The 24,589-nt window shown below is 33.0% G+C and carries 22 protein-coding genes and 1 pseudogene; 10 read left to right on the top strand and 13 right to left on the bottom strand.

From position 1 onward, the window contains the following. Positions 1 to 182 precede the first annotated feature (182 nt). Entirely contained in the window at positions 183 to 3,743 is a 3,561-nt protein-coding gene (locus tag IM744_RS04455) for a choice-of-anchor I family protein (protein WP_194506900.1), read from the top strand. Positions 3,744 to 3,866: 123 nt separating this feature from the next. Then, on the top strand, positions 3,867 to 5,291 hold the full coding sequence (locus IM744_RS04450; RefSeq protein WP_194506899.1) for an L-serine ammonia-lyase: 1,425 nt from the start codon (positions 3,867 to 3,869) through the stop codon (positions 5,289 to 5,291). Positions 5,292 to 5,503: 212 nt separating this feature from the next. On the opposite strand, the gene IM744_RS04445 is transcribed toward IM744_RS04450, so the two are convergent. Beyond that, positions 5,504 to 5,917 (bottom strand): nuclear transport factor 2 family protein, encoded by a 414-nt coding sequence (locus tag IM744_RS04445; protein ID WP_194506898.1) that lies wholly within the window; start codon positions 5,915 to 5,917, stop codon positions 5,504 to 5,506. A 164-nt stretch (positions 5,918 to 6,081) separates the two neighbouring features. Here IM744_RS04445 and panB point away from each other — a divergent pair, with 164 nt between their 5' ends. Further along, a complete protein-coding gene (panB, locus tag IM744_RS04440; RefSeq protein ID WP_194506897.1) occupies positions 6,082 to 6,900 on the top strand; it encodes a 3-methyl-2-oxobutanoate hydroxymethyltransferase in 819 nt (272 codons plus the stop codon). A gap of 36 nt (positions 6,901 to 6,936) precedes the next feature. Further along, complete coding sequence (locus IM744_RS04435) at positions 6,937 to 7,638, top strand: RluA family pseudouridine synthase (RefSeq protein ID WP_317175383.1); 702 nt, start codon at positions 6,937 to 6,939, stop codon at positions 7,636 to 7,638. Between the two features lie 15 nt (positions 7,639 to 7,653). Here IM744_RS04435 and IM744_RS04430 read toward each other — a convergent pair whose 3' ends face one another. The 8 genes from IM744_RS04430 to IM744_RS04395 all read right to left on the bottom strand — a co-directional run bounded on the left by IM744_RS04430 (position 7,654) and on the right by IM744_RS04395 (position 14,404). Continuing rightward, positions 7,654 to 8,472 carry a sensor histidine kinase gene (locus IM744_RS04430; protein WP_194506896.1) on the bottom strand — a complete coding sequence of 273 codons (819 nt, stop codon included), beginning with the start codon at positions 8,470 to 8,472 and terminating at the stop codon, positions 7,654 to 7,656. Then, the gene (locus tag IM744_RS04425; RefSeq protein ID WP_194506895.1) at positions 8,424 to 9,134 is read right to left on the bottom strand and encodes a hypothetical protein; all 711 of its coding nucleotides are present in this window, start codon (positions 9,132 to 9,134) and stop codon (positions 8,424 to 8,426) included. Before IM744_RS04425 ends, IM744_RS04430 begins: the two co-directional genes overlap by 49 nt. 7 nt (positions 9,135 to 9,141) lie before the next feature. Beyond that, positions 9,142 to 9,666 (bottom strand): hypothetical protein, encoded by a 525-nt coding sequence (locus tag IM744_RS04420; protein WP_194506894.1) that lies wholly within the window; start codon positions 9,664 to 9,666, stop codon positions 9,142 to 9,144. Positions 9,667 to 9,757: 91 nt separating this feature from the next. After that, positions 9,758 to 10,606, bottom strand: coding sequence for a 5-oxoprolinase subunit C family protein (locus tag IM744_RS04415; RefSeq protein ID WP_194506893.1), 849 nt, complete (start codon positions 10,604 to 10,606; stop codon positions 9,758 to 9,760). After that, positions 10,599 to 11,330, bottom strand: a complete 732-nt coding sequence (gene pxpB / locus IM744_RS04410) for a 5-oxoprolinase subunit PxpB (protein WP_194506892.1) — start codon at positions 11,328 to 11,330, stop codon at positions 10,599 to 10,601. The genes IM744_RS04415 and pxpB overlap by 8 nt, the downstream gene beginning before the upstream one ends. Positions 11,331 to 11,337: 7 nt before the next feature. Then, the gene (gene pxpA, locus IM744_RS04405) at positions 11,338 to 12,072 is read right to left on the bottom strand and encodes a 5-oxoprolinase subunit PxpA (RefSeq protein ID WP_194506891.1); all 735 of its coding nucleotides are present in this window, start codon (positions 12,070 to 12,072) and stop codon (positions 11,338 to 11,340) included. Positions 12,073 to 12,081: 9 nt separating this feature from the next. Continuing rightward, positions 12,082 to 13,293 carry an Nramp family divalent metal transporter gene (locus tag IM744_RS04400; protein ID WP_194506890.1) on the bottom strand — a complete coding sequence of 404 codons (1,212 nt, stop codon included), beginning with the start codon at positions 13,291 to 13,293 and terminating at the stop codon, positions 12,082 to 12,084. Further along, the gene (locus IM744_RS04395) at positions 13,286 to 14,404 is read right to left on the bottom strand and encodes a DUF2891 domain-containing protein (protein ID WP_194506889.1); all 1,119 of its coding nucleotides are present in this window, start codon (positions 14,402 to 14,404) and stop codon (positions 13,286 to 13,288) included. Before IM744_RS04395 ends, IM744_RS04400 begins: the two co-directional genes overlap by 8 nt. 286 nt (positions 14,405 to 14,690) lie before the next feature. On the opposite strand from IM744_RS04395, the gene IM744_RS04390 reads away from it, so the two are divergent. The 5 genes from IM744_RS04390 (at position 14,691) to IM744_RS04370 (ending at position 19,713) form a co-directional block, all read left to right on the top strand. Next, on the top strand, positions 14,691 to 15,437 hold the full coding sequence (locus IM744_RS04390) for an SDR family NAD(P)-dependent oxidoreductase (protein WP_194506888.1): 747 nt from the start codon (positions 14,691 to 14,693) through the stop codon (positions 15,435 to 15,437). A gap of 9 nt (positions 15,438 to 15,446) precedes the next feature. Next, on the top strand, positions 15,447 to 16,268 hold the full coding sequence (locus IM744_RS04385; protein ID WP_194506887.1) for an SMP-30/gluconolactonase/LRE family protein: 822 nt from the start codon (positions 15,447 to 15,449) through the stop codon (positions 16,266 to 16,268). Beyond that, positions 16,269 to 17,522 (top strand): glycosyltransferase family 2 protein, encoded by a 1,254-nt coding sequence (locus IM744_RS04380; protein ID WP_194506886.1) that lies wholly within the window; start codon positions 16,269 to 16,271, stop codon positions 17,520 to 17,522. 43 nt (positions 17,523 to 17,565) lie between these two features. After that, positions 17,566 to 18,849 carry an ATP-grasp domain-containing protein gene (locus IM744_RS04375; RefSeq protein WP_194506885.1) on the top strand — a complete coding sequence of 428 codons (1,284 nt, stop codon included), beginning with the start codon at positions 17,566 to 17,568 and terminating at the stop codon, positions 18,847 to 18,849. Between the two features lie 96 nt (positions 18,850 to 18,945). Next, complete coding sequence (locus tag IM744_RS04370) at positions 18,946 to 19,713, top strand: hypothetical protein (RefSeq protein ID WP_194506884.1); 768 nt, start codon at positions 18,946 to 18,948, stop codon at positions 19,711 to 19,713. 8 nt (positions 19,714 to 19,721) lie between these two features. Here IM744_RS04370 and IM744_RS04365 read toward each other — a convergent pair. Further along, a pseudogene (locus tag IM744_RS04365) lies at positions 19,722 to 19,892 on the bottom strand (magnesium chelatase subunit ChlI family protein); the annotation flags it as partial. A 193-nt stretch (positions 19,893 to 20,085) separates the two neighbouring features. Between IM744_RS04365 and IM744_RS04360 the strand changes: the two are divergent. Continuing rightward, entirely contained in the window at positions 20,086 to 20,427 is a 342-nt protein-coding gene (locus IM744_RS04360) for a hypothetical protein (protein WP_194506882.1), read from the top strand. Positions 20,428 to 20,477: 50 nt separating this feature from the next. Here IM744_RS04360 and IM744_RS04355 read toward each other — a convergent pair whose 3' ends face one another. From IM744_RS04355 to IM744_RS04345, 3 genes are all read right to left on the bottom strand, one after another. Next, a complete protein-coding gene (locus tag IM744_RS04355) occupies positions 20,478 to 22,016 on the bottom strand; it encodes a YifB family Mg chelatase-like AAA ATPase (RefSeq protein WP_194506881.1) in 1,539 nt (512 codons plus the stop codon). Positions 22,017 to 22,358: 342 nt separating this feature from the next. Continuing rightward, positions 22,359 to 22,580, bottom strand: coding sequence for a hypothetical protein (locus IM744_RS04350; RefSeq protein WP_194506880.1), 222 nt, complete (start codon positions 22,578 to 22,580; stop codon positions 22,359 to 22,361). A gap of 853 nt (positions 22,581 to 23,433) precedes the next feature. Beyond that, positions 23,434 to 24,588: a hypothetical protein gene (locus IM744_RS04345; RefSeq protein WP_194506879.1), complete on the bottom strand. Its 1,155-nt coding sequence runs from the start codon at positions 24,586 to 24,588 to the stop codon at positions 23,434 to 23,436. Between the last annotated feature and the right edge of the window lies 1 nt (position 24,589).

The raw sequence follows: 24,589 nt of genomic DNA, 5'->3' as shown, positions 1-24,589 counted from the left end.
AAAAATCACAATATAATTAGTTAATTAATTGTTAGCTAAAGTTTAATAGATTCATGTATTTGATAACATCAATGGCCAATTCATTGATTACTGATTTCATTTAGTTATAGTTTCTTAATATTTAGATAGTTTTCTTAAAACGTTAGGTTGATACCTTCACCAAAATTAAACCAACTATCATTATGAAAAAACTTTTACTTATTTCTATTATTTTAATTGCCAATCTAACACATGCCCAACTAAGTACAGGAGACATGGCGGTTATTGCATTCAATGCAGATGCAGATGATGATTTTGCAATGGTAACATTTGTAGATATACCTGCAAATACCACACTTTATTTTACAGATTCTGAATGGGATGGATCTGCATTTGGAGATGATGAGAATGATTTCTCGTGGAATTCTGGAAATTCTAGTATTGTTGCGGGAACAGTGATTACATTTAACACTATTAGTGCTGCGGTTCCAACAGTATCTGTAGGAACGATAACTGGAGAACCTGGTGGGATTTCTGGAAGTGCTGAAGCTATTTTTGTATTTTTAGTTGATGATGTAAACCAACCTAGAGTACCATCAACATTTATAGCTGCAGTGGCAAACTCTGGTTCTGGATATGGTAGTTTAGAAGGTACAAACCTTATAGAGGGTATGACAGCTATAACTTACCCAAGTGGAACAGACGTTGCTCAATACACTGGAGCAAGGACTGGCTTACAAGCCAATGGATATTTAGCTGCCTTAAATGACATGGCTAATTATTTCTTAGATGATGCAAGTGGAGACCAAAGCGCTTCTGTTTTACCATTTGACACAACACCTTTTATATTATCAACAACAGATAACACAACACCATCAGTTAGTAATGCTTTAGTTACTAGTGCTACTATAATAAGTGTTATATTTTCTGAAGAAGTAACTACAGCTTCTGCAGAAAACATGACAAACTATACCATTAATAATGATATTACAATTATTTCTATATCTTATGATAATAGTAATCAAACTGCTACTGTGACACATTCTGGGTTCTCAACCGGAACTGCTTACAATCTTATTGTAAACTCAATTGAAGACTTATCTACAAACGTTCAAAATCTGCCATTTGAAAGTGAAGATTTGTTTTTTAACAACTTAACTTCAGGATTGATTATTACTGAAATCATGTATAATACTGCATCAGATAACGATGCTCTTGAGTTTTTAGAAATCTACAATAATTCTATCTCTGCTATTAATTTAGGTGGTATACAGGTTAAAGACGAAGCTAATTTTGTTTTTACATTTCCGCAGCAAACCTTAGCATCTGGAGAAATAGTATTATTAGCAACCGATAAAACAACTGCAGATACATTTTACGGAGTTACATTTTTAGATATGCCTCAAGGTATTTCTAATGCTTTAGGAAATGGTGGTGAAGAATTACAAATTTTAAATTCTGAACAAACCATCATTTTCCAAATGGAATATATTGATGATGCACCTTGGCCAACATCTGCAGATGGTGATGGTCCTTCTTTAGAATTACAAAATCCGTCAAACGATTTCAATGATGGTACCAATTGGGCACCAGCTATAAATTTGGTTGGTCAAGATAACGGTTTTGATGTTTTGGCTTCACCAGGAGTTTTTATACCAAATACAAATGTGGTCCCACAAATAACTTTTAGTGAAGCATTTTATAATGTTTATGAAAACGATATTACCATTTCTGTCATAATTGAAGCAACTTCAGTATCTACAAATGACATCACGGTTGATGTAGCTGTGATAACAGAATTACAAACAGCGACATTAACTACAGACTTTGTTTTCACTAACCAAACCGTTACAATTCCAGCTAATAGCACTACTCCAATTACTTTAGATATTGTTATTTTAAATGACACAACTGAAGAGGCTGATGAGTTATTTCTTTTACAATTATCTAATCCTACAAATGCAACGTTAGGAAATAATGATGTTACAGGTGTTTACATTCTTGATGATGATGTCAATGTTCCTTCGGCAAACAATTTATTAGGTATAAATTTTCAAACAAGCTATTTAATAGATGGATCTAGTTCTGCCGAAATTTCGGCTTTTGATCCAGCAACCGAACGTTTATTTGTATTAAATTCTATAGGTGCTAAGGTTGAAATTTTAGATTTTTCAGATTTAAATGCGATCAACACCATAACTTCAATTGATTTATCCTCTTATGGCACAGAAGGACCAACAAGTGTTGCTACTCATAATGGTTTAGTTGTTGCTGCAGTTTCAAATGGACCTACAGCAGATGGCCTCGTTCTTTTTATGGATACAAATGGAACTAATATCTCTACCATTACCGTCGGAAATTTGCCAGACATGGTCACTTTTTCTCCAGATGGCACAAAAGTCTTGGTGGCTAATGAAGGTCAACCAAACAGTGATTATACGATAGACCCTGAAGGTACTATTACAGTTATTGATGTTACTGGCGGATTAGGAAATATTACTCAATCAAATGCTATTAGTATCAACTTTAACAATTTTGATGTAGATCTTGAAAATTTACGAGCTGAAAATGTTAGAATTTTTGGACCTGGATCATCTGTTTCTCAAGACTTGGAACCAGAATATATTACGTTTTCTGATGATTCACAAACTGCTTGGGTCTCTTTACAAGAGAATAATGCTATTGGTGTTATTGATTTAACGACAAATACAATTACAGATATTTTTCCATTGGGTTTAAAAGATCATAGCTTACCAGGAAACACTTTAGACACCTCTAACGATACAGATTTTATTTTCATGGCAAATTGGCCAATAAAAGGCATGTATATGCCAGATGCGATTGCTTCTTATAAAATTGGAGACATCACGTATCTAGTCACTGCAAATGAGGGTGACGCAAGAGAATATGATGCTTTCGAAGAAGAGGTATCTATAGGAAATATTACGTTAGACCCTTCAATATTTAATAATCAAGATCAATTAGCGTTAGACGCAAATCTTGGTGCTCTTTCAATCACAAATGCTACAGGAGACACAGATAACGATGGTGATTTTGATGAAATTCATGTATTTGGGACACGTTCTTTTAGTATTTGGAATACCACAACAAGTTCTTTAATGTTTGACAGTGGTGACGATTTTGAACGCATCACTGCTGCAGATCCTGTTTATGGTGCATTATTTAACGCAAGCAATAGCAACAATTCATTTAAAAACCGTAGTGATAATAAAGGTCCTGAACCAGAAGGTGTCACTGTTGCAGAAATAGATGGAGAATTTTATGCTTTTATCACTTTAGAGCGAGTTGGTGGATTTATGACTTATAATGTTACCAACCCTTCAAACCCTGTTTTTGAAAACTATGTAAACAATAGAGATTTAGGAGATGACGAAGGTGGCGATTTAGGTCCAGAAGGGATTCTTTATATTTCTCCAGAAGATAGCCCAACTGACACAGCATTAATAGTGCTTTCTAATGAAGTAAGCTCAACTGTAAGTGTGTATTCTTTAGACGAAGTAACACTAAATATTGATGAGTTTTCACTAATAAATAATGGTTTAAAAATATACCCTAACCCAAGTAAAGCAAATCAAACCGTTTTTTTTAACAAACTAATTGATGCTACCTTATTTGATATTCAAGGACGAGAAATTACAACTCAAACTCAAACCATTTCTTTTAAAATACCAGATATTAATTCTGGTACATATTTCATAAGAGCTAATACAGGAGAAACAAAAAAAATTATCATTATTAAGTAATCCCTAAATTAAGTATCAACCAAAGCACTTTCAGTAAAATGAAAGTGCTTTTTTTATTTTCAAAAAAATTGAAACATTACAGGTAACATTTGATATATTTGACCCACTAAAACGGTTTCGTAAATGGAGTGTATTTCTGTATTTGACATGCTCAAAATTGGTGTTGGCCCATCAAGTTCTCATACATTGGGACCTTGGCGAGCTGCCGAACGCTGGATTGAAGAACTCAAAGCAACTAAAAAGTTTGATAAAGTTGAAAAAATTACTGTTGATCTCTTTGGTTCATTATCTTTAACTGGAAAAGGTCATGCCACAGATTATGCGGTAATACTTGGTTTAAGTGGAGCTGACCCTGAATATATCCCAGTAGAATCTATTGATATCATTGTTACTTCTGTAAAAAACACTAATACTCTTTTATTTAATAACGAGAGACCAATTGAATTTGATATTAAAGCAGATATTGTTTTTAATAGAAAATTTCTACCGTTTCATTCTAACGGAATGATCTTTTCGGCACTTATTAATGGTAGGCGCTACAAATCAACCTACTACTCTATTGGTGGTGGATTTGTTGTACAAGAAGAACGAAAAATCTCTAAGAAAAATAAAATCACATTTTATTGTACGTTTCCTTATCCAGTTGAAAGTGGAGTACAATTATTAAAATATTGTGAGCAATTAAAATTACCTATTTCTGGCGTGGTTTTAGAAAATGAAAAATCTATACGTCCTATAGAAACTATAGATTCTGAAATTCAGCGCATTTGGGACACCATGTTAGAATGTATGTATGTTGGTTGTCATACTGAAGGAAATCTTCCTGGCGGATTAAATGTAAGACGTCGTGCTTATGACATGCACCAAAAACTTAAAGGAGAAGTTCCTTATACAAATCCTGTAGAATGGCTCTATGCTATTAGAGGTACTGAAGTTAAGTTTAGACAAATCCTAAAATGGGTAAGTTGTTTTGCATTGGCTGTTAATGAAGTTAATGCGTCACTTGGTCGCGTTGTCACTGCACCTACCAATGGAAGTGCTGGTGTGATACCATCTGTATTGATGTATTATTTAGTTATAGAAAATCACGATGCTAATTTTGAAGATATAAAACGCTTTTTATTAGTTGCAGGAGAAATTGGCAGTCTCTTTAAAAAAGGAGCGACCATTAGTGCTGCAATGGGTGGATGTCAGGCTGAAATTGGAGTGTCATCTGCCATGGCAGCAGGTGCGCTTTGTGAACTCTCTGGAGGAACTCCAGAACAAGTTTTAGTTGCTGCTGAAATTGCAATGGAACATCATTTAGGCATGACCTGTGATCCCATTGGTGGATTGGTACAAATCCCATGTATAGAACGTAATGCCATGGGAGCAATAAAAGCAATCAATGCTTGCGAACTCGCTTTAGATATAGATCCTAAAAATGTAAAAGTGCCTTTTGATAAAGTAGTACAAACAATGTGGGAAACTGCTAAAGACATGAATACAAAATATAAAGAAACTAGTGAAGGTGGCTTGGCTGTTGGTGTGAATTTGAGTGATTGCTAAATTTTTACGTGCTCAGTAAACACAAACTAAAAATAAATCAACTTTTTGAAATAGGTAGTGAAAAATAATCCTTCTTTTTTTTAAGAGAAGATGGATTTGATTTCCGTTAAGAAATCAATCAGATTAACAAACCCTAAACCACCTCTTCTTCGTTCTCTTTACTGAGAACGAATTCACTCCTCCTTGAAAAAAGAAGGAGAATTAAAAATTTTTTATTCTTTGCAATCTTGTCGTCGCGTATCAATTAGATAAATGATTTTCCATTGTTCATTATCCTTGAACAATTGAAACGAATTAACTCCACAATGACTAAAATTTCCGTCGAAATAGAATTTATAAGGCGTCCAAACATGTGCCATATCGCCATCAATTTGAATATTATAGCTTAAAAGTTCTTCTTTAAATGTTTTTTCCTTCGGAATTGAAACAATAGAATTAAGGAAATCTTCAAAATTACCGTGAGTTAAAACCGTTTGACCTTTTTTATTTTTTCCGATAGATTGCATTTTAATATCTGAATGAACCGTCTTTAAAACCACCGTACTGTCTTGTTTATGAAAACCTTCAAAAAAATGTTCTATAGTAGCTTTGACATTATCTGTTTCTGAAGTTTGGGGTTTCGACATGCTCAACCACCCAAACAAACTGATAATCAACAGTCCAATACAAAAGAGATACTTTTTCACGTTTTAAAATTTCCTAAGAATTATAAATTTAATAGTTTTTGAGCTTCAGAATAAATATATTTTAAGAAATCTCTGTATTTTTACGAATAACTAAATAACACCACATGTCAGTAGCAAAAAAAGAATATAAAAGAATTACAGTAAAAACCTTAATAGATATGAAATCTAAAGGTGAGAAAATATCAATGCTTACTGCGTATGATTATACCATGGCAAAAATTGTTGATGGTGCTGGTATTGATGTGATTTTAGTTGGAGATTCTGCAAGTAATGTTATGGCTGGTCATGAAACGACCTTACCTATTACTTTAGACCAAATGATTTATCATGCATCATCTGTAGTTAGAGCAATTGATAGAGCTTTAGTCGTTGTTGACTTACCTTTTGGAAGCTACCAAAGTGATCCCAAAGAAGCGTTAAGATCTGCCATTAGAATCATGAAAGAATCTGGAGGTCATGCAGTGAAAATGGAAGGTGGTAAAGAAGTTAAAGAGTCTATAAAACGAATTCTTAATGCTGGAATTCCTGTTATGGGTCACTTAGGGTTAACTCCTCAATCTATTTATAAATTTGGTACTTATACTGTTCGTGCTAAAGAAGAGCAAGAGGCTCAACAACTCAAAGAAGACGCTTTAATGCTTGAAAAAGCAGGTTGTTTTGGGATAGTATTAGAAAAAATTCCTGCAAAATTGGCTGAGGAAGTTGCTAAAAGTGTTTCAATACCTGTCATTGGAATTGGTGCTGGAGGTGGTGTTGATGGGCAAGTATTGGTTCTCCATGATATGATTGGGATGACGCATGAATTCAATCCGCGTTTTTTACGTCGTTATATGAATTTATATGAGGATATGACAAAAGCTATTGGTCAATATGTTGATGATGTGAAGGCTGAAGATTTCCCAAATGACTCAGAACAATATTAGTTTTTAGAAAACAATAGTAAAAACATTAGTGTATTCGTGGCAGAAAAAATTCTTTCCAACAAATCTAACCTTCAGGTCATTTACGAAGACAATCACATCATTATCGTTAATAAACGTGCTGGTGACATTGTACAAGGTGACAAAACTGGCGACAAACCTTTAAGTGATGTTGTAAAAGAATACATCAAAGATAAATACAACAAACCAGGAAATGTGTATTTGGGTGTTGTACATAGATTAGATAGACCTACGACTGGTATTGTTATGTTTGCAAAAACTAGCAAGGCTTTACCAAGACTAAATAAGCTGTTTGCAGAGAAGAAAGCCAACAAAACGTATTGGGCAATTGTAAAAAATGCTCCAGACAAACCTAATGACACCTTAATTAATTGGTTAAAGAAAAATCCTAAAAATAATAAGTCTACTGCTTACCCTAAAGAAATTACAGAGAGCAAAAAAGCCATTTTACATTACAAAACTTTAAAAGCGTTAGATAATTATTTTCTCTTAGAAATCGAATTAGAAACTGGCAGACATCACCAAATTAGAGTTCAATTATCAAATATTAGTTCTCCTATAAAAGGAGATTTGAAATATGGATTTGATAGAAGCAATAAAGACGCTAGTATTAGTTTACACGCAAGACGACTACAATTTACTCATCCTGTCTCTAAAGACGTTATTGATGTGTTAGCAGATCTACCTGACGATCCTATTTGGAAGGCTTGTGAAGCGTAATCGTTAAAATTGTTTTTATATAAACTTATAAGTAAGCGTAACATTCACGCCTTCTTTCAATTGTGATTCTATCTTAAAAATGGCTCCAATAAGTTCTGCTCTACTGATCATGTTTATAAGCCCAGATCCTTTTTTTGCGGAAGCCATATCAAACCCATTCCCATCATCTGAAGCTGTAATTACCAATTGGTTTGCTTGATAATCTAAAATGACTTTTATTTCATCTGCTTCGGAATATTTCACCGAATTAGAGAAAAATTCCTGCAAAATCCTAAAAAGGATGATTCCATGCTTTTTATCATTGAGTTCTCTTCGTTCTCCTTTCACAATTAATTCTGTAGCAGAAAAATCCATACGTTTTAGGCGCTGTAATTCATTCTCAATAGAAGCTTCTAATCCCATATTTGATAATACATCGCTATTTAGAGATTTTGAAAGTGCTCGAACCTCTGTCAAACTATCTTTAACGATTTGAGTGGTTTCATCAACATTACCCTTCATGTCTTTTGGCACTTTAGCTGCTAATGCATTGAGTTGCATATTGGCATAAGCGAGTAATTGACCTACATTATCGTGCAACTCTCTACCAACGTGTTTTAAGGTTTCTTCTTGAATTTCTGTTTGGGATTTAGAAATTTCTTCATCAAAAGCTTTTTGTTGCTTAATTTGGTCTAATAGCAGTTTGTTTTTTCGTTTTTGGAAGGTTACAAAAAACAAGATAGCCATAATAGAAAGTAACAAGACAGCAAAAATAACGTAAGCTATTAATGCAATTTGCTCTTCATTTATTGCTTGCTCTTCTTGAGCGAATACCAAAAACCGAATGCAAAACATAGATATGTAAAAATATTAATAAACAATAGGAATTTCCCTCTAAACTCAACAAATTTAGTATTCATTTCATAAAAATATGAATCAAAAATAAATAGAGGTGTTACACATATATACCAAATTAATAAAGCAATACTAATGTAGAATGAAGGTAATTTGTAATAGCTAAGTATCTCATCACTTCTCATTAACTCAATAAAATAAAATATGACATAAATACTTATGGATACAGTACCAAATATAAAACTGTAAGGCAACGATTTGGTAAAAAAAGCATCTGTAAACGTAAAAAAAGCAAATGCGAATACTGCATAGGCTATAAAAATAACTCTAATACCATTTTTAAATACTTTTGATGTCATTAAATTGGAATAAAATAAACCAATGATACCAATGGCTAAAAAAGAGTAAATATTATATAGCCAAGTATTAGAGCAAAATACACTATTTTTTAAATTTATGTACCATTCTAAATCATAATTATTTAAAAGCAAAAATGAATATGCACCAGTAATTTCTATAAACACTGTTAACCATAAATAATAGACAAAGATTTTCAAAACAGAATTACTAACTTTTGAAATATAATAGCTACCAAAAATGGCAGCCATTATTTCAACTGTATCAATTACTAAAAGTCCATTTTTTAATAAAAAGTCTACCACATAAATCTTATTGAGGATAATTGATTCCTGGAGGCATTCCTTGAGTACCATGATCAAATCCAGGAGCACCAGGAATATCTGGACTTCCATCTCCACCTTGAACTGCTAAGTTAATCATTTTCCCTTCAGATGTCATAGGCGTACCAGTTGGCACAAATAATAATGTAGTGTAACCAGGTATATTATCTACAGGTGGATGAGCTCCAAGATATAATCTCACACCATCCATAGTATATTTTAAATCATTTGCTTTTTGCTCGGCAATAGTTAAATAATCACGTAAATCTTTTAAAGAATACCAAGATGATCTATTATCACCTCCAGGCACATCTTTAAAGATAGTGTTACTTATGGTGTCGTACCTTGGGTTGTAGGCTTGAGTTAATTCTGTAATTTCGTCAGGAGTAATCATACCCTTTGGTGTGGGTGTTTCTGTCATATTATCTATATTTAATTTATTATTTGCGCAGTAAAAATACATAGCCAAAGCTCCTAAAATAAATCCTAAAATAAGTAGTACTAATTTTTTCATAATTTGTTTATTTTGAATTAATAGTGCGTCTAAAGTATTGAAAATCTACATACAAATCTAGAATTTGTGTTAAAATCTAGGTTTATTCTTACTATTTCTTGCATTTAAACGTAATCTTACTACCAAAAACCCTCTGAGACAACCTGTTTATAGCATTTTCTGTAAGCTGTAAAACCCTTGGATATCCTCCTGTAGTTTGACAATCTCTCATGAGTACCATCAATTGTCCCGAAGGTGTTAACTGTATTGTCCCTGGTAACACCAAAGAGGTTATGATTGGTTGAAGCGAGTTTTCTAATGGCTCATTAAATTGATAAGCCATCCTATTACTATCTTTTGAAATCGAAAAAGCTGTATTAAATAATTTTTGTTGTTGATTATCATCTAATTTGTCAAATTCTGGACCATTAAAAACTTCTAACTCATAGTCTTCAAAATGATTTTTATCTATTTTAATTGATGAGAATGAATTTCCAGCATAATTGTTCGTCTTCAAGATTGGTAAAACGTCGCCCTTAACCAGTCTATAATTTGCTGTAATACCTTTATACATACTTAGGCTCCCTATTTGTTCTTCAGTTTGAAAACCTCCTAATACAGCTAGATATCCACGACAACCATAATTACATTTTCCTAATTTTAGTACATCTCCTTGCTTTACTCGATACACAGCATTAGTTCTTAATTCTAAATCGTTTAGTTTAGCATTCATATCTGCTCCCGAAATACAAATAGCGGTTTCATGATTAAATTTTAAATGCGGACCAACAATAGTACTCTCCAAAACTGCAGTGTGACTAGGATTCCCTAAAATGGAATTCGCTAAAGTTGCCGAATAACGATCCATCACACCAGACATTGGGACACCAAACTCTTGATAACCCATTCTCCCAAAATCTTGTATGCTGTCATACATACCTGTTTTTAAAATTTCAATCATCAATCACCTCGCTTTCTATACTATATTTATCCTGTTTAATTTGGAGCACTATAGAATCGTATACTGTCTTTGAAACAGGTACAAACTGAATTTTATCTCCTGCTTTTGCAAAACAAGGTTCTTTTTTCTTCGGAAGAAATAACTCAACAGGTGAGTTTCCAATAACATTCCAACCTCCTGGACTTTCATTTGGATAGATTCCTGTTTGCGACCCTCCAATTGCAACTGCTCCTTTTTTGATTTGTAGTCTCGGACTTTTTTTCCTCGGAAAATGGAGTTGTTCACCCAATCCTCCTAAGTATAAAAAGCCAGGTAAAAATCCAATAAAAAAAACAGTGTAAACAGGCTGAGAATGTCGTTTGATAATTTCAGGAATTGGCATTTTCTTTTCTTCGGAAATCGCTATTAAATCCAACCCGAATTCTTCATCATAACACACAGGGATTTTGAATAATGTCGTTATCGGTTTTTTTACTACCTTTCGGTTTATGTAATGTGATTTAAGTGTTAAAATTTCATCATTGACATTATCAATAGTCGATTGGTAAATAATTAACAACGAATTGTATGCAGTATTTATTTGAAGTATTAGTTTATCATCTAAATCCAAAAGCGAATTTTTAAACAACAACACATCTTTAAGAATATATTCATCAATTTCTTGTGGCCATTCAACCAAAATTGAACGTTCTGAAAAGCGTCGATATATCAATTCAAAATTCATAAATACACTATGATATTTTTATGTTTTTAGAAGCTAATTTCTGCATTAATAATTGCAAATTTTCTTCTACGTTTTCTCCATCACCATGCACACAAATTGTATCTGCTCTTAACTCCACCTCTACTCCATTGCTAGTTGTTACCTTTCCGAAGCAAATCATATTATAAACATGATCAAACATCTTAATTGGATCATGAATCAAAGCATTTGGCTTTATTCTCGACACCAAAGTCAGGTCTTGATTGTAATTTCTATCTGCAAAACCTTCAAACATCACTTTCAAACCTTCTTGCTGAGCAATTCTTGAAATTACAGACCCAAAAGGCGCATATAAAATCAGGTTTTCATCAATACTTTTAATCACATTTACAATAACAGTCGCTATCTCAACATCAACTGAAGCCAAATTATACAAAGCTCCATGTGGTTTCACGTGATGTAATTTCAACTGCTGCGCTTCTACTATTGATTTCAAACTTTCAATTTGAGATTTTAAAGCATCAAACAAATCAATAGAAGACATTTCCATAACCAATCTCCCAAAGTTCTTCTTATCTGGAAATGAAGGATGTGCACCAATTTTTACATTATAGTTTTTAGCTAAGACAACAACGTCGTGCATAGTTTCTAAATCTCCCGCATGCCCACCACAAGCGATGTTACACGAAGAAATCAAAGGCATCAAAACAGATTCATTCCCAACACCTTCACCTAAGTCACAATTAATATCTATGGTTTTCATTTATATATTTTATAACAAATCAAATACTTTCAAAACACTCTTAACACCTAAAAACAGCGCTATTCCGAAGATAATAAATCCGAAAACATTTTGAATTACTGAGTTTTTATACTTCCCTAGAATTGACGATTTATTCATCACCCAAAGCAAAAACCCAGCGATTATTGGTAATAACAACCCATTAGCCACCTGAGCAAATTTGATGATTTCTATAGATTTAAAACCAATTGAAGAAAACAAGACTCCCAAGCCTAAAATAAACATCCATACCAATCTAAAGTGCAGAGATTTCATATTTGAACTCCAACCCAAACAACCCGTTGCCACATAAGCAGCAGCTAAAGGCGCAGTGATAGCGCTTGTTATTCCTGCAGCGAACAACCCAATGGATAGGAAATATTTAGAATACGCTCCAAATAAAGGCTCCAATCCTTTTGCCAAATCTGCAGCATTAGTCACTTGTGCATCTTTAATCGCAGCTGCCGAAATAATAATACACATAGACACCATACCACCTAAAAGAACAGCTATAATGGTGTCTTTTCTTGCGTATTTTAAATCTGAAGTGTTTTTCCACTTTTCTTTCACCAAAGACGCATGCAAAAACAAATTATAAGGCACAACCGTTGTTCCAACCAATGCAATCACAGTCAATATATTATCATCAGAAAAATTAGGAGTAAATAGTCCTTTCAAGATCTGTGAAAGGTCTGGCTTTGTCAATATCGCAGTGATTAAGAACGCTAAACTCATCATAACAACTAATGCAATTAGCGCTTTTTCTAACACTTTATAATTACCAATATATAGCAATACAAAGGCAACAACACCTATTACGATACTCCATAACGAACCATAATCACTATAACTTCCTGTCAAAGCCTCCAACCCTAAAACTCCACCACTTATATTTCCCGCTTCATAAGCTGCATTTCCAATCACAATAGCTGACAGAATGAGGATTACAGCTAAAATCTTAAAAAACGGGTTAGAAATTTCGGTTCTAATAACTTCAGATAATCCTTTTTGAGACACGATTCCTAAACGAGCAGACATTTCCTGTAACACAATAGTCGCCACAATAGATAACAGCATTGCCCAAAGCAATGTAAACCCATGATTTACACCAGCAATAGTGCAAACTGTAACGGTTCCTGGACCAATAAATGCTGCAGCAACCAAAGGTCCTGGACCTATATTCTTAAACCAGTTTTTAATCACGCTCAACAGAGTTTAATGCATAAATAGCAAAACTACCCAGCCAGTGACCACCTTCATAGCTATCACCAACAATACTTGGCAACGAGTAATTTATATGCTGATTTGCAATGTTTTTAAGATGCGCATATTCTGGCAAATCTTTAGCAATTTCATTTAAACTCCATGCTCTAGAGAAGTTAACACCATCTAGATGCACAAGTTTCCCATCGGTTCTATCACTTACTTCCCCTGTTTCTAGTGTGAAGTTTTTATCTTTTAACTGCGGAAGGAAATCGCTGAGCCAGTTTTTAAAGTCTTCTACTGGAAGTACGCGCTTCATTAAAGCAGCTTCCTCAAAGCAAGGTGACAGAAAATCGAATCCGCCAGGCTCCCAACTCAACGGACAACCAGCATCTGTCATATAAAAATCTTTTGCTCGTTGCTCTATTAATGACTGCAACTGCTCATTCCCTAAAGTTTTTGCATAATCATAAGCGAATGACAAGCCAAAAGCTGTGTTAGGATGCTCTCCTACTCGAATTGGGTAATTTAGCTTCGGAATAAAATCAATGTATTTCTCAACAATTAAACTGGTTAGCGGTTGTAAATTTGACTCTAACTCTTTAGAAATAGGATCATTCCATTTGTGGAGTTCTTCGGTTAGTTTTAATAACCAAGCCCAACCGTAAGTGCGCTCGTATGTTGCGTTATACTTTCCGAAGAAATAATCAACTTCTGCTTTTATATTTTCTTGAGATAGATTTTCTAGCAGCATGCTTTTAATCTCATCTGCATTTTCCAAATTCGGATATTGCCTTAAAAGGCTCACCAAACTCCAATGCCCATGAACAGCAGAATGCCAATCAAAACAACCATAAAACGCAGGATGTAAATCTTGAGGCGACTTTAAATCATCATCCTCACCAATAGTCTGATTGAGTTTATTAGGGTATTCGATTTGAATGCAATGAATTGGTAATTGCGCTAAATGATTTGCTTCTTTTAAATTGATTGCTGGTATTTTAGCTGCTTTTATTTCAACTTTTTCTTTAACATGTTCTTTTTTCTTTTCTTCGGAAGTATTGCAGCTAAAAAGACAAATTGAAATTAATAGTATTAGTGTTTTTTTCATGCTTTGAAAATTACAGTTTTTAATATTTTGAAAATGCTTCAAGATTGTTTCCATTGATAAATGCTCAACTTATTAAGAAACTCACAATCAAACTTAAATCTAATGATTATTTTCTATATTTTTAATGCTTTATGTTATTAATAAATCAAATAACGGTCAGCTTTTTTATATAATTATTCCTACAATCATACTTTTTACGCATTTAAACGAAAATAATCAACCCTTAGAATAGCATTAACTAAAATTTTTATAAATTCGCCCTCAGGTTATATAGAGCCTAAGAGGTATGAAGACAGTAATGATTTTAGGAGGAACGAAAGGTGTTGGTAATGAAATACTAAAATCTTGTTTAAAAAAAGGCTACAATGTCTCTTTTTGTGGCAGAAACCTAAGCAGAGGCAATGACATCATAAAAGAGTTACAACAAGAAGATCAATTATATTTTCATGAACTTGATCTAAACTCTACAGATGAAATTGAAAATTTCTACAATCAAACTATAAAAAAATTCGGTAAAGTAGATGCTTTAGTTTTGTACGCTGGCATCACTCCTGTATCCTCACTAATCGACACAGAAGAAGACCTTTACGACAGTGTATTTAATGTAAACCTTAAAGCGCCATATTTCTTAATAAAACATGTTTTGAAGTCTATGATGGAGTTCAAATCTGGTTCTATTATTTTCTTTGGTTCTGCTCATATGGATTACGGACAAGAAGACAGAACTGCTTACGCTCTCACAAAAAGTACGCTTTATACATTATCCAATCATATAGCACATCACTATGCTAAATATGGTGTTAGATCAAATTATGTTGTAATGGGTTGGACAAACACAGAAGGAGAAGTAGATTTAAGAGCTAGCGAAGGCATAAGTGAAGACGAATTAAAAAATGAAGCCAAAGATATTATACCAATGGGTCGTATGCTAAACCGTTTTGACCCAGTACCAGCTGTAATGCATTTTATTTCTGACGACTCTGCTATGACAACAGGCTCTTTAATTAGAATTACAGGAGGAGAATATATCTAACAGAAATTTATGACACCATCTTTAGTTTTTTATTCTAACTCAGAGCTTCTTGAAGGACCTGTATTTGATAAAGAAAATAACCTTCTCTATTTTGTTGATATTCTAGACGGTCTGGTGTATTGCTACAATCCTGAAACAAAAGAAATTTTAAGTATTAAATTAGATTCTCCAGTTGGTTCTGTATTTTTAAGAAGCAATAAAATAATCTTAGCAGCTTCTAAAAACGGATTCTTTGAAATTGATTTTAATACGTTGAAAGTGACATTTGAATTTCAAATTGATATTGACAACTCTGTAAGATTCAATGACGGTATAAAAGATCCAATTGGTAGAATAATTGTAGGCACAATGGGATTTCCTGAAGTAAAAGGAAACATAGGAGAAGTTTTCTCATACCACAATGGAGAGCATAAAACTATTATTAAAAATACTACGATATCAAATGGCCTGGCGTTTTCTTTAGATAATAAATTTCTTTATTTCATTGATACACCGACAAACAAAGTAGCTAAATACGCTTATGACATGAATAGCGGAAATGTTGATTTTGATTCTTATGTCATAGAATTTAAAGGACTTAGCAGTCCTGACGGAATGTGTATTGATAAAGACGGTATGCTTTGGATTGCAGAATGGGAAGGCAATTGCATCTCTAAATGGAATCCTGAAAATGGAAAACAACTTGAAAAAATTAAATTACCTTGCACTAACGTTACATCTTGTTGCTTTGATAATCTTTCTAACTTATATATAACAACAGCCAAAAACAATGATAAAAATGACACATTTGGCGGTGGATTGTTTTATGTTGAACTAAATAAATTTGATTAAATGGATAAAATTAAAATTAGTGTAATTGTTCCTATTTTTCGAATTGAAAAATATCTCCCTGAATGTATAGATAGTATTTTAGAACAATCTTTTCTCAATTTTGAACTCATTCTAGTTGATGACGGAAGTCCTGATAGTTGTCCGAAAATTTGTGACGACTACGCAAAAACAGATGATAGAATAAAGGTTATACATAAAAAAAATGGCGGATTATTAAGTGCCAGAAAAGAAGGATTAAGAAATGCTAGTGGAAAGTATATCGCTTTTGTTGATGGTGATGATTGGGTAGATAAATATTATTTAGATATTTTATTCAAACTTGCTGAAGCCAACTCGGCAGATTTGGTTAAAACTGGTCATTTTAGGGAGTTTGATGGTAAAATAGAAACTATTACACCAAAGTTAATAGGTGTGTATGATGCAGATGATATAGAATCTCGCATAATGCCTAATGCCATTTACAATGGTGACTTTTGCGAGCATGGTATCTCTACATATGTTTGGAATAAGCTTTTTAAAAGAGAATTATTAGAATCCATTCTTTTTGATGTGCCAAATGAAATCGTTATGGGTGAAGATGCAGCTATAACCTATTCCTATTTAGCAATTTCAAAATGTCTTGTGATAAGTAAAATTCCGTTATACTATTACAGACAACGGTTTGATTCTATCGTAAAGTCTGTTGAAGATCCACAAACAGAATATTACAGATTAGGCTTACTCATGAGTTTTTTAAAGGTAAAACTCAGTCATATCCTAGATGAAGAAACTCTAAATAAACAAATTAAGCTATATCTCTATTCTCAAATTTTAGTAAGGTCTGGTGGAATAATACAAAATAATGAAGACGAAATTATTTTCAATCCATTTTTAAAAACCAAACACAAGTCTAAAATAGTTGTATACAGTTCTGGCTCATTTGGTCAACACATTCTATCTACAAATACAAAAACTGATTTTTTTCAAATTGTCAAATGGATTGATATTGATTTTCACAAATTAAATATTGGTGGTAACTCTGTTCAACCCATTAGTTCAATTGAAAACAATGAATTTGACTTTTTAATAATAGCTACGATTAACCCTTCTATCTATAATGCAATCAAAATTGAATTAGGCTTAATGGGAATTGATGAAAACAAAATCGCAAAAATTAATACTGATGTAAACGACATTGACAAACTGTTAATAGATATTGGGTTTAATGAAGCTTTTGAGTTTACAGGAAATACATTATTAAAAGAAAAATCTTAACAACATTATTGATAGTAAATCATATTAATTACTAGTTTAAATTATGATGAAAAAACTTATTATTCTTGGAGGAAATCCTGAGACAGCCATTTTGGTAAAAACTGCAATGTCAATGGGAGTATATACCATTGTTGTTGACCCAAACCCTCTTTCACCTGCAAAAAAAGTTGCAAACGAAAGTTATGATATCGAAGTTTTTAATGTTGATGAAGTCGTTGATTTAGCTAAGAGACTTAACGTTGATGGAGTCTTAGTTGGAGTTGCAGATATATTAGTAGCGCCTTATCAAAAAATATGTGAAAAATTAAATATGCATTGTTACGTTACTGAAGATGCTGTTGACGCTTTTTGCAGTAAAGATGGTTTCAAAAGATACTGCATACAGCATAATATTCAAGATATTCCAGGTATTTACATTAATGATATTGCTAGTATTGATGATTCTAAAAACATGAAATTTCCTGTGATGATCAAGCCTGTAGATAATGGTGGAGGCGTTGGCATGAAGATTTGTAGAGATGAAGATGATTATAAAAATTCGGTAAAAACTGCTTTAAAATTTTCTAAAAAAGGAGTGGTTTTAGTTGAAAGATATATGGATTGTGATGATATGGCAGCCTATTATACTTTTAAAGATGGTAAAGCTTACCTTTCAGCTATTTCAGATAGATTGACAACAAAAAAACAAGGAGATTCTAGTCCTGTTTGTATAGGCGCTATTTTCCCTTCTAAGTACACAGATCAATTCGTTAAGGAAGTTAATCCTAAGTTATGTGAGTTCTTTGAATCGTTAGATGTTCAAAATGGTGTTTTAAATCTTCAGTTTTTTGTAGAAGATAATATCTTTTACGCCTACGATCCAGGATTTAGATTACAAGGTGAAGCTCCTCACCTGCCAATTGCTCATATAAATAAGTTTGATCATAGAGAAATGCTTGTCAACTTTGCCCTAACTGGCGTGTTCGGTGACGATGATTTCGCTATTAAAAATGATTTTAGATTTAAAGGAAAAACAGCATGTACAATTTGGGTGCTCTTAAAAGAAGGAACAATAGATTCAATTGAAGGTTTAGAACAAATACAAACTGATGAAAATGTCATTTTCGTATTAGATAGATTCAAAACTGGTGATGTTGTTGATGCTGAAATGTTAGGTACTGAAAAACAAGTTTTTGCTAGAATTTATCTTGTAGCAGACACTATAACTGATATTAACAAAAAGATAGTTGAATTTAGAAATCTATTAAAAATAACAGATTCTAAAGAACAAGATATGATTCTACAATGGATGGAACCTTTTGAAGAAGCTGATTATATCAAAAACTAGTAATAATTTTTGAAATTCTAAAAAAGCGATAGATGATCAAATTTATGTTGCAGATCTTTTCTTAACTATTTTTTTAAACAAATAAATGATTTAGCCATGCTCGTATTCGTTATTCCTGTAAAATGTAAAACTATAGAAAAAAACTGGGCTTCTTTTAGTCGTCTTTTAGATCGTTGTATAGGCTCAATTTGCAATCAGTCTAACACAAATTTCAAAGTCGTTGTTGCTTGTCATGAAATACCTGAAACAACTTATAATAACGACCCTCGAGTAACATTTTTACAAGTTGATTTTGCTCCTCCTGGTATAAATACACCGCTAATTCCAAAAGAAAAAGATAAAGGCAAAAAGATAAAACTAGCAACAGATTATGCAAAAAAATTAGGAGCCTCTTACATAATGGTAGTTGATTCTGATGATTGCATAAGCAACAAAATATGTGAATTCGTAAACAAAAATAGGGATGATTCAAAATCTGGCTGGTATGTAAAAAAGGGATACCTCTATCCTGAAGGTAAAAAATATGCATATCTCAACTTAAAAAATTTTCAAACCATATGTGGCACTTGCGCAATCATTAAGCCAGAACATATAGATTTAATGTATGGGGAGAATTTTTGGTTTCATCATGATCGTACTAAATTTTCTAACATAGCATCATTAGAACCTCTTCCTTTTCCTGCTGCTCTATACAGTATGCTTAATGGTTCTAATATATATCTAGATGTAGGAGAAATGAAAAAACGAACAGAAGTCAAACCTTCTAAAAAGGTATTTTTTAAAACGCTATTTAGAAGATTAGGAAAATATAGATTAATGCCTACTGCTCTCATAAAAAAAGAATTTAATCTCAAAGAAATTTAATTTTTAAATTACTCCAACCAACCTTTACGATCCATACTTCTATATTGTATGGCATCGGAAATACGAGAACCATTTATAGATTCTAAACCTTCTAAATCTGCGATTGTTCCAGAGACTTTCAAAATCTTGTCATAAGCTCTGGCAGATAAATTCAAGTGTTTCATAGCTGTTTTAAATACTAATTAGGTAATTATACGTAAGACTTTAATTTATATATGCGTGTGCACTTACGATTAACTACCCATTACAGGAATCAAGTAGTAGCACGTATAAATAACCACCAACATCTTATTAATTTTATAACACTATTATTCAATACATTATAATGTTATTGAGTAGTAAAAATTATTAATTAATTTAAATCAAAATGACATGAGATTATCACACGAAGAAAACCTACCTAAAGGAGATATGGTAGCAGGCGGAAAATACGAGTTTTTCGTTGTCAATGTAAGAAGTGGCGAATTAAAAGGGACAGTAAGTTGGAACAACGAAGTGTCAATTAATGTAAATGGATTAAAACCAGGCTCTATTTCTCAAAAACAAGTCTTTAGTCCTAAGGGTGGTATTCCAGATACATGGCAATGGTCAGAAAAAGGAAGAAGCTATCAACTTAACGCTTATGGCGATGACAGACTTGCAGCAGTTGTAATTAGTGACTACGGAATTTCAGTTATTGTTACCTCTACATCTCCAGATTCTTGGAAATGGTAAACAAAAATTATTGAGTAAAAGCTATTCAAACTAGCTTTTACTCAATATTATTAACCCAACCATCCTTCACGATCCATACTTCTATATTGTATGGCTTCACTAAGATGAGAACCATCAATAGATTCAACACCTGCTAAATCAGCGATTGTTCTTGAAACTTTCAAGATCCTGTCATAAGCTCTGGCAGATAAATTTAAACGCTCCATTGCTGTTTTCAAAAGTTGCATGGATGCATCATCCAATTTGCAATGTTGTCGCAAGAATTTGGTATTCATTTGTGCATTGTAATGCACTTTCTCTGATTCCTTAAAACGGTCAGTTTGGATTTCTCTAGCAGCTGTCACTCTTTTTCTGATTTCTACGGAAGTTTCTCCTTTGCGCTCATCTGCTAATTTCTCAAAAGGAACTGGTGTCACTTCTATGTGAATATCAATACGATCTAATAGTGGTCCGGAAATTTTACTCAAATACCGTTGCATTTCAGCTGGAGAAGATGTCACAGGAGCATTTGGATCATTAAAATAACCACCAGGACTTGGATTCATACTGGCAACCAACATAAATGAAGATGGATATGTCACAGTAAATTTTGCTCTAGAAATCGTGACTTCTCGATCTTCTAGTGGTTGACGCATCACTTCTAGGACTTCTCGTTTGAATTCTGGGAGTTCATCTAAAAATAAAACTCCGTTGTGAGATAAAGAGATTTCTCCTGGTTGCGGATAACTTCCTCCTCCAACTAAGGCAACATTTGAAATCGTATGATGCGGACTCCTAAAGGGTCGCTGAGCCATTAATCCTGTATGTTCTTTAACTCTACCAACAACCGAATGTATTTTAGTCGTCTCTAAAGCTTCATGCAAAGTCATTGGTGGTAAAATAGATGGTAACCTTTTGGCAAGCATTGTTTTTCCTGCTCCTGGAGGACCAATCAATATTACATTATGACCTCCTGCTGCTGCAATTTCCATGCAACGTTTGATGCTTTCCTGTCCTTTGACGTCACTAAAATCAAACTCTGGGAAATCTAGATTTTTATAAAATTCTTCCCTTGTATTTATTATGGTTTGTTCTAAAGGTTCTCCAACATCAAAAAACTTAATGACTTGAGAAATATTATCGACACCAAAAACTTCTAATCCGTCAACTATAGCAGCTTCTTTAGCATTTTGTTTCGGAAGGATAAATCCTTTAAACCCTTCTTCCCTAGCCTTTACTGCAATGGGAAGCGCACCTCTTATAGGTTGTAAATTTCCGTCAAGAGACAATTCACCCATAATAAGATATTTATCAATCTCGTCTCCTTGAATTTGGTTGGTTGCCACTAAAATTCCAATCGCTAAAGTAAGATCGTATGATGATCCTTCCTTGCGTAAATCGGCAGGCGACATGTTAATAATTATCTTTTTACCTGGAATTTTATAACCGTTATTTTGAAGTGCTGCAGCGATGCGAAAATTACTCTCTTTAATGGCGTTATCTGGAAGACCTACGAGGTGGTAACCGATTCCTGTATCAACGTTGACCTCAACTGTAATTGTTGTAGCCTCGACGCCAAATACAGCGCTTCCAAAAACTTTTTTAAGCATAATTAGTTGGTTTGCTTAAATGTACGGATTTAATTGTGAAATGAATGATTGATAAACTCATCTAGTTATTATTAATTTGATATACAGCTATAAAACAAAACCCTCTTTAGTATGACACCAGTGAGGGTTTATTTTAACTATTTATTAAAGCTGTAATTTCGTTTAACTCCAATTTCGTTGTTAACTTTTTGGATGAAGACAACTCTATCTCGCAATGATTATCATATTGAACATATGACGTGATATGATTAACGTTAATACAAATTTGCAAATCATTATAATCTTTAATTTTAATAAATTTAATCATTTTATTTTTCTGTTTAAAAGTTGATCCAAATTTAATCAATTAGAACCAAGCGACACCGAACTCCCAAAATCAATTCCCCATTGAATCCCAAAAAGAGCCACAGTTTCTCCATCGCTTTTAAAGTTTCTTCCAAAACCGCCATTTAATTTGAATGCATTGTTGATTTTATACCTGATTGAGCCTATGGAGCGTTTTTCGTTGTCGTTATTATTATTGTAGTAGAGATTTACTCTGATACTGTTGAAATATGGAATCATCAATTTTAGTCGTAAAAACGAGGGTTTGTAAAGAATTAGTGAATAATTCCAAATTTATATACCTAAAAACTACATATATCTAGAAACCTAGTAAATATAACTCTTCACTATTATTTTAACAAGATTAATCTTACATTTCTTATATAGCATAAAATTACCAACTAACTGTTATTCAGGTGTTTACAAAGCGTATTAGGGAGATGTTTAATTTTATGAGAATATCATAATGTTAAAAACTTGTTGACAATGTTTATAAAATACCCTTTTCAGAATAATAGGATTCATATACCTTTGAAACAAATAAGCACCTCATTTAGAAGTGCTTTAGGATTGTTTTCAGTGAGTGATTTTAAATAGTTTCATTAGCTATTCTAAAATCGAGTTTAGTAGACTCAAATTCTAATTGTAATCTTTTAAGACTCTACCAACAGATATAGAGTTGAAAGAAAATAGTTTTGTCTCATTAGCAAATAGCTAAATCTTAGAGATTACATTTAAAAGCGTCAATGTTCGTAGCATTGGCGTTTTTTTTTATTGTAAGTATGTATATTACAACAATACAAATTTAAACTTTTGTTCAAATATTTGAACTAGTATCAATAAAATATTTTATTCAAATATTTTCCATATGATAAATAAGAAGTACTTATAGTATATATTCATACTAGTCTAGTACTACTATCTAGTACATTTTTTAATTTACTAACTTTAGTGAATAAGCTGTTAACAACTTAAATAAAAAAATGGATTTTGAACATCTTGATTTTCTATTTGAATAAAATAACTCGATTTTTTATCAGCAAAAGCAAATTTTTGATTACTCTAATCAGCCAACTCAATTCAATCTACATTATCATTTAGAACCAAGCGACACCGAACTCCCAAAATCAATTCCCCATTGTATGCCAAAAAGCGCTACGGTTTCTCCATCGCTTTTAAAGTTTCTTCCAAAACCGCCATTCAATGTGAATGCATTATTGATTTTATACCTGATTGAGCCTATGGAGCGTTTTTCGTTGTCGTTATCAATATCTCTTGTGATGTACTCGTAGGCAAAAGACAAGTTATCGAGTTCTAGCTCTAGTTTTGCACCATAATCTATTGCTTCTTCGATTCTTAAACCTCCAGATTCTGGGTTGATGTTGAGTCCGTCGCGAAGATATCTAAACACACCATAGAAATGAATATGACCATTATCTCCAATGGTTGGTGTATAAAATGCTAAATCTCCAGATGCCCAAACACCTAACCTCCCAAAAGCATCATCTAAATCCTGACTTTTGTCTCCCATAAAATGACTGTAGGCAACTGCAACATCAAGAGCAAACAAAGGTTTCCGGTTGAGTGCTTTTTCAAAATCATCTGCAATGGTTTTATAAGTTTCGAGATTTGTGATGGCTGTATTTTTTTGCGGACGAGTTAAATCAGTATTTGCAAATATCATAATCACTTCCTGACTAGACATAAATTGCTCATATGCTGAATATTGCGACATAATAGCATTGCGCTGCTCATTGGTTTTAAAAGATAACAAACGTGTCCTCGCTCCTACTGAAACATAGGATTGTGCGTTTTCAAACACATTAAAATTACCATTCATTAATGCTAAAGATACTGAGGCACGTTTCCAGGCGTCACCAAAAACGTTGTAACATGTATAATCTGAAGGCTTTAAATTCTCTTCATTTGATCCCTTTTCTGGCTTGAGATTATTATACTTAAAGAAGTTCATATTTTCTCGCTTAACGTACCAATACGGTTGAAATTCTACTGCGTAATTATTATTTGAAAGTCCGTTGGAGCTATCTCCAGAAAAAGCACTAATCGTCTGGATAGAAAACGCTTGAATATTCTCTGGCACAATGATATTTGAAGGTGTCAAATCCATCAATACAAAGGCAGGAGAACTTGGAGGCGCTAAGTTTTTTAATGCTGCACTTGGATTGGTATCAGTTTGAGCAAAAACTGTGCTCGTTATCAACAGTACTAAAATTTTAAGATGTCTCATG

The organism is Psychroserpens luteus (assembly GCF_015319355.1).
Taxonomy (GTDB): Bacteria; Bacteroidota; Bacteroidia; order Flavobacteriales; family Flavobacteriaceae; genus Psychroserpens; species Psychroserpens luteus.
This window is presented reverse-complemented; position numbering and strand designations above follow the sequence as displayed.

Excerpts from the sequence above, each read along its gene's own strand:
- IM744_RS04445 (WP_194506898.1), bottom strand. The coding sequence starts at position 5,917 with ATGTCGAAACCCCAAACTTCAGAAACAGATAATGTCAAAGCTACTATA.
- IM744_RS04355 (WP_194506881.1), bottom strand. The coding sequence starts at position 22,016 with ATGCTTAAAAAAGTTTTTGGAAGCGCTGTATTTGGCGTCGAGGCTACA.
- IM744_RS04370 (WP_194506884.1), top strand. The coding sequence starts at position 18,946 with ATGCTCGTATTCGTTATTCCTGTAAAATGTAAAACTATAGAAAAAAAC.
- panB (WP_194506897.1), top strand. The coding sequence starts at position 6,082 with ATGTCAGTAGCAAAAAAAGAATATAAAAGAATTACAGTAAAAACCTTA.
- IM744_RS04420 (WP_194506894.1), bottom strand. The coding sequence starts at position 9,666 with ATGAAAAAATTAGTACTACTTATTTTAGGATTTATTTTAGGAGCTTTG.
- IM744_RS04455 (WP_194506900.1), top strand. The coding sequence starts at position 183 with ATGAAAAAACTTTTACTTATTTCTATTATTTTAATTGCCAATCTAACA.
- IM744_RS04345 (WP_194506879.1), bottom strand. The coding sequence starts at position 24,588 with ATGAGACATCTTAAAATTTTAGTACTGTTGATAACGAGCACAGTTTTT.
- IM744_RS04380 (WP_194506886.1), top strand. The coding sequence starts at position 16,269 with ATGGATAAAATTAAAATTAGTGTAATTGTTCCTATTTTTCGAATTGAA.
- IM744_RS04350 (WP_194506880.1), bottom strand. The coding sequence starts at position 22,580 with ATGATTCCATATTTCAACAGTATCAGAGTAAATCTCTACTACAATAAT.
- pxpB (WP_194506892.1), bottom strand. The coding sequence starts at position 11,330 with ATGAATTTTGAATTGATATATCGACGCTTTTCAGAACGTTCAATTTTG.
- pxpA (WP_194506891.1), bottom strand. The coding sequence starts at position 12,072 with ATGAAAACCATAGATATTAATTGTGACTTAGGTGAAGGTGTTGGGAAT.
- IM744_RS04360 (WP_194506882.1), top strand. The coding sequence starts at position 20,086 with ATGAGATTATCACACGAAGAAAACCTACCTAAAGGAGATATGGTAGCA.
- IM744_RS04375 (WP_194506885.1), top strand. The coding sequence starts at position 17,566 with ATGATGAAAAAACTTATTATTCTTGGAGGAAATCCTGAGACAGCCATT.
- IM744_RS04430 (WP_194506896.1), bottom strand. The coding sequence starts at position 8,472 with ATGTTTTGCATTCGGTTTTTGGTATTCGCTCAAGAAGAGCAAGCAATA.
- IM744_RS04450 (WP_194506899.1), top strand. The coding sequence starts at position 3,867 with ATGGAGTGTATTTCTGTATTTGACATGCTCAAAATTGGTGTTGGCCCA.
- IM744_RS04415 (WP_194506893.1), bottom strand. The coding sequence starts at position 10,606 with ATGATTGAAATTTTAAAAACAGGTATGTATGACAGCATACAAGATTTT.
- IM744_RS04390 (WP_194506888.1), top strand. The coding sequence starts at position 14,691 with ATGAAGACAGTAATGATTTTAGGAGGAACGAAAGGTGTTGGTAATGAA.
- IM744_RS04395 (WP_194506889.1), bottom strand. The coding sequence starts at position 14,404 with ATGAAAAAAACACTAATACTATTAATTTCAATTTGTCTTTTTAGCTGC.
- IM744_RS04385 (WP_194506887.1), top strand. The coding sequence starts at position 15,447 with ATGACACCATCTTTAGTTTTTTATTCTAACTCAGAGCTTCTTGAAGGA.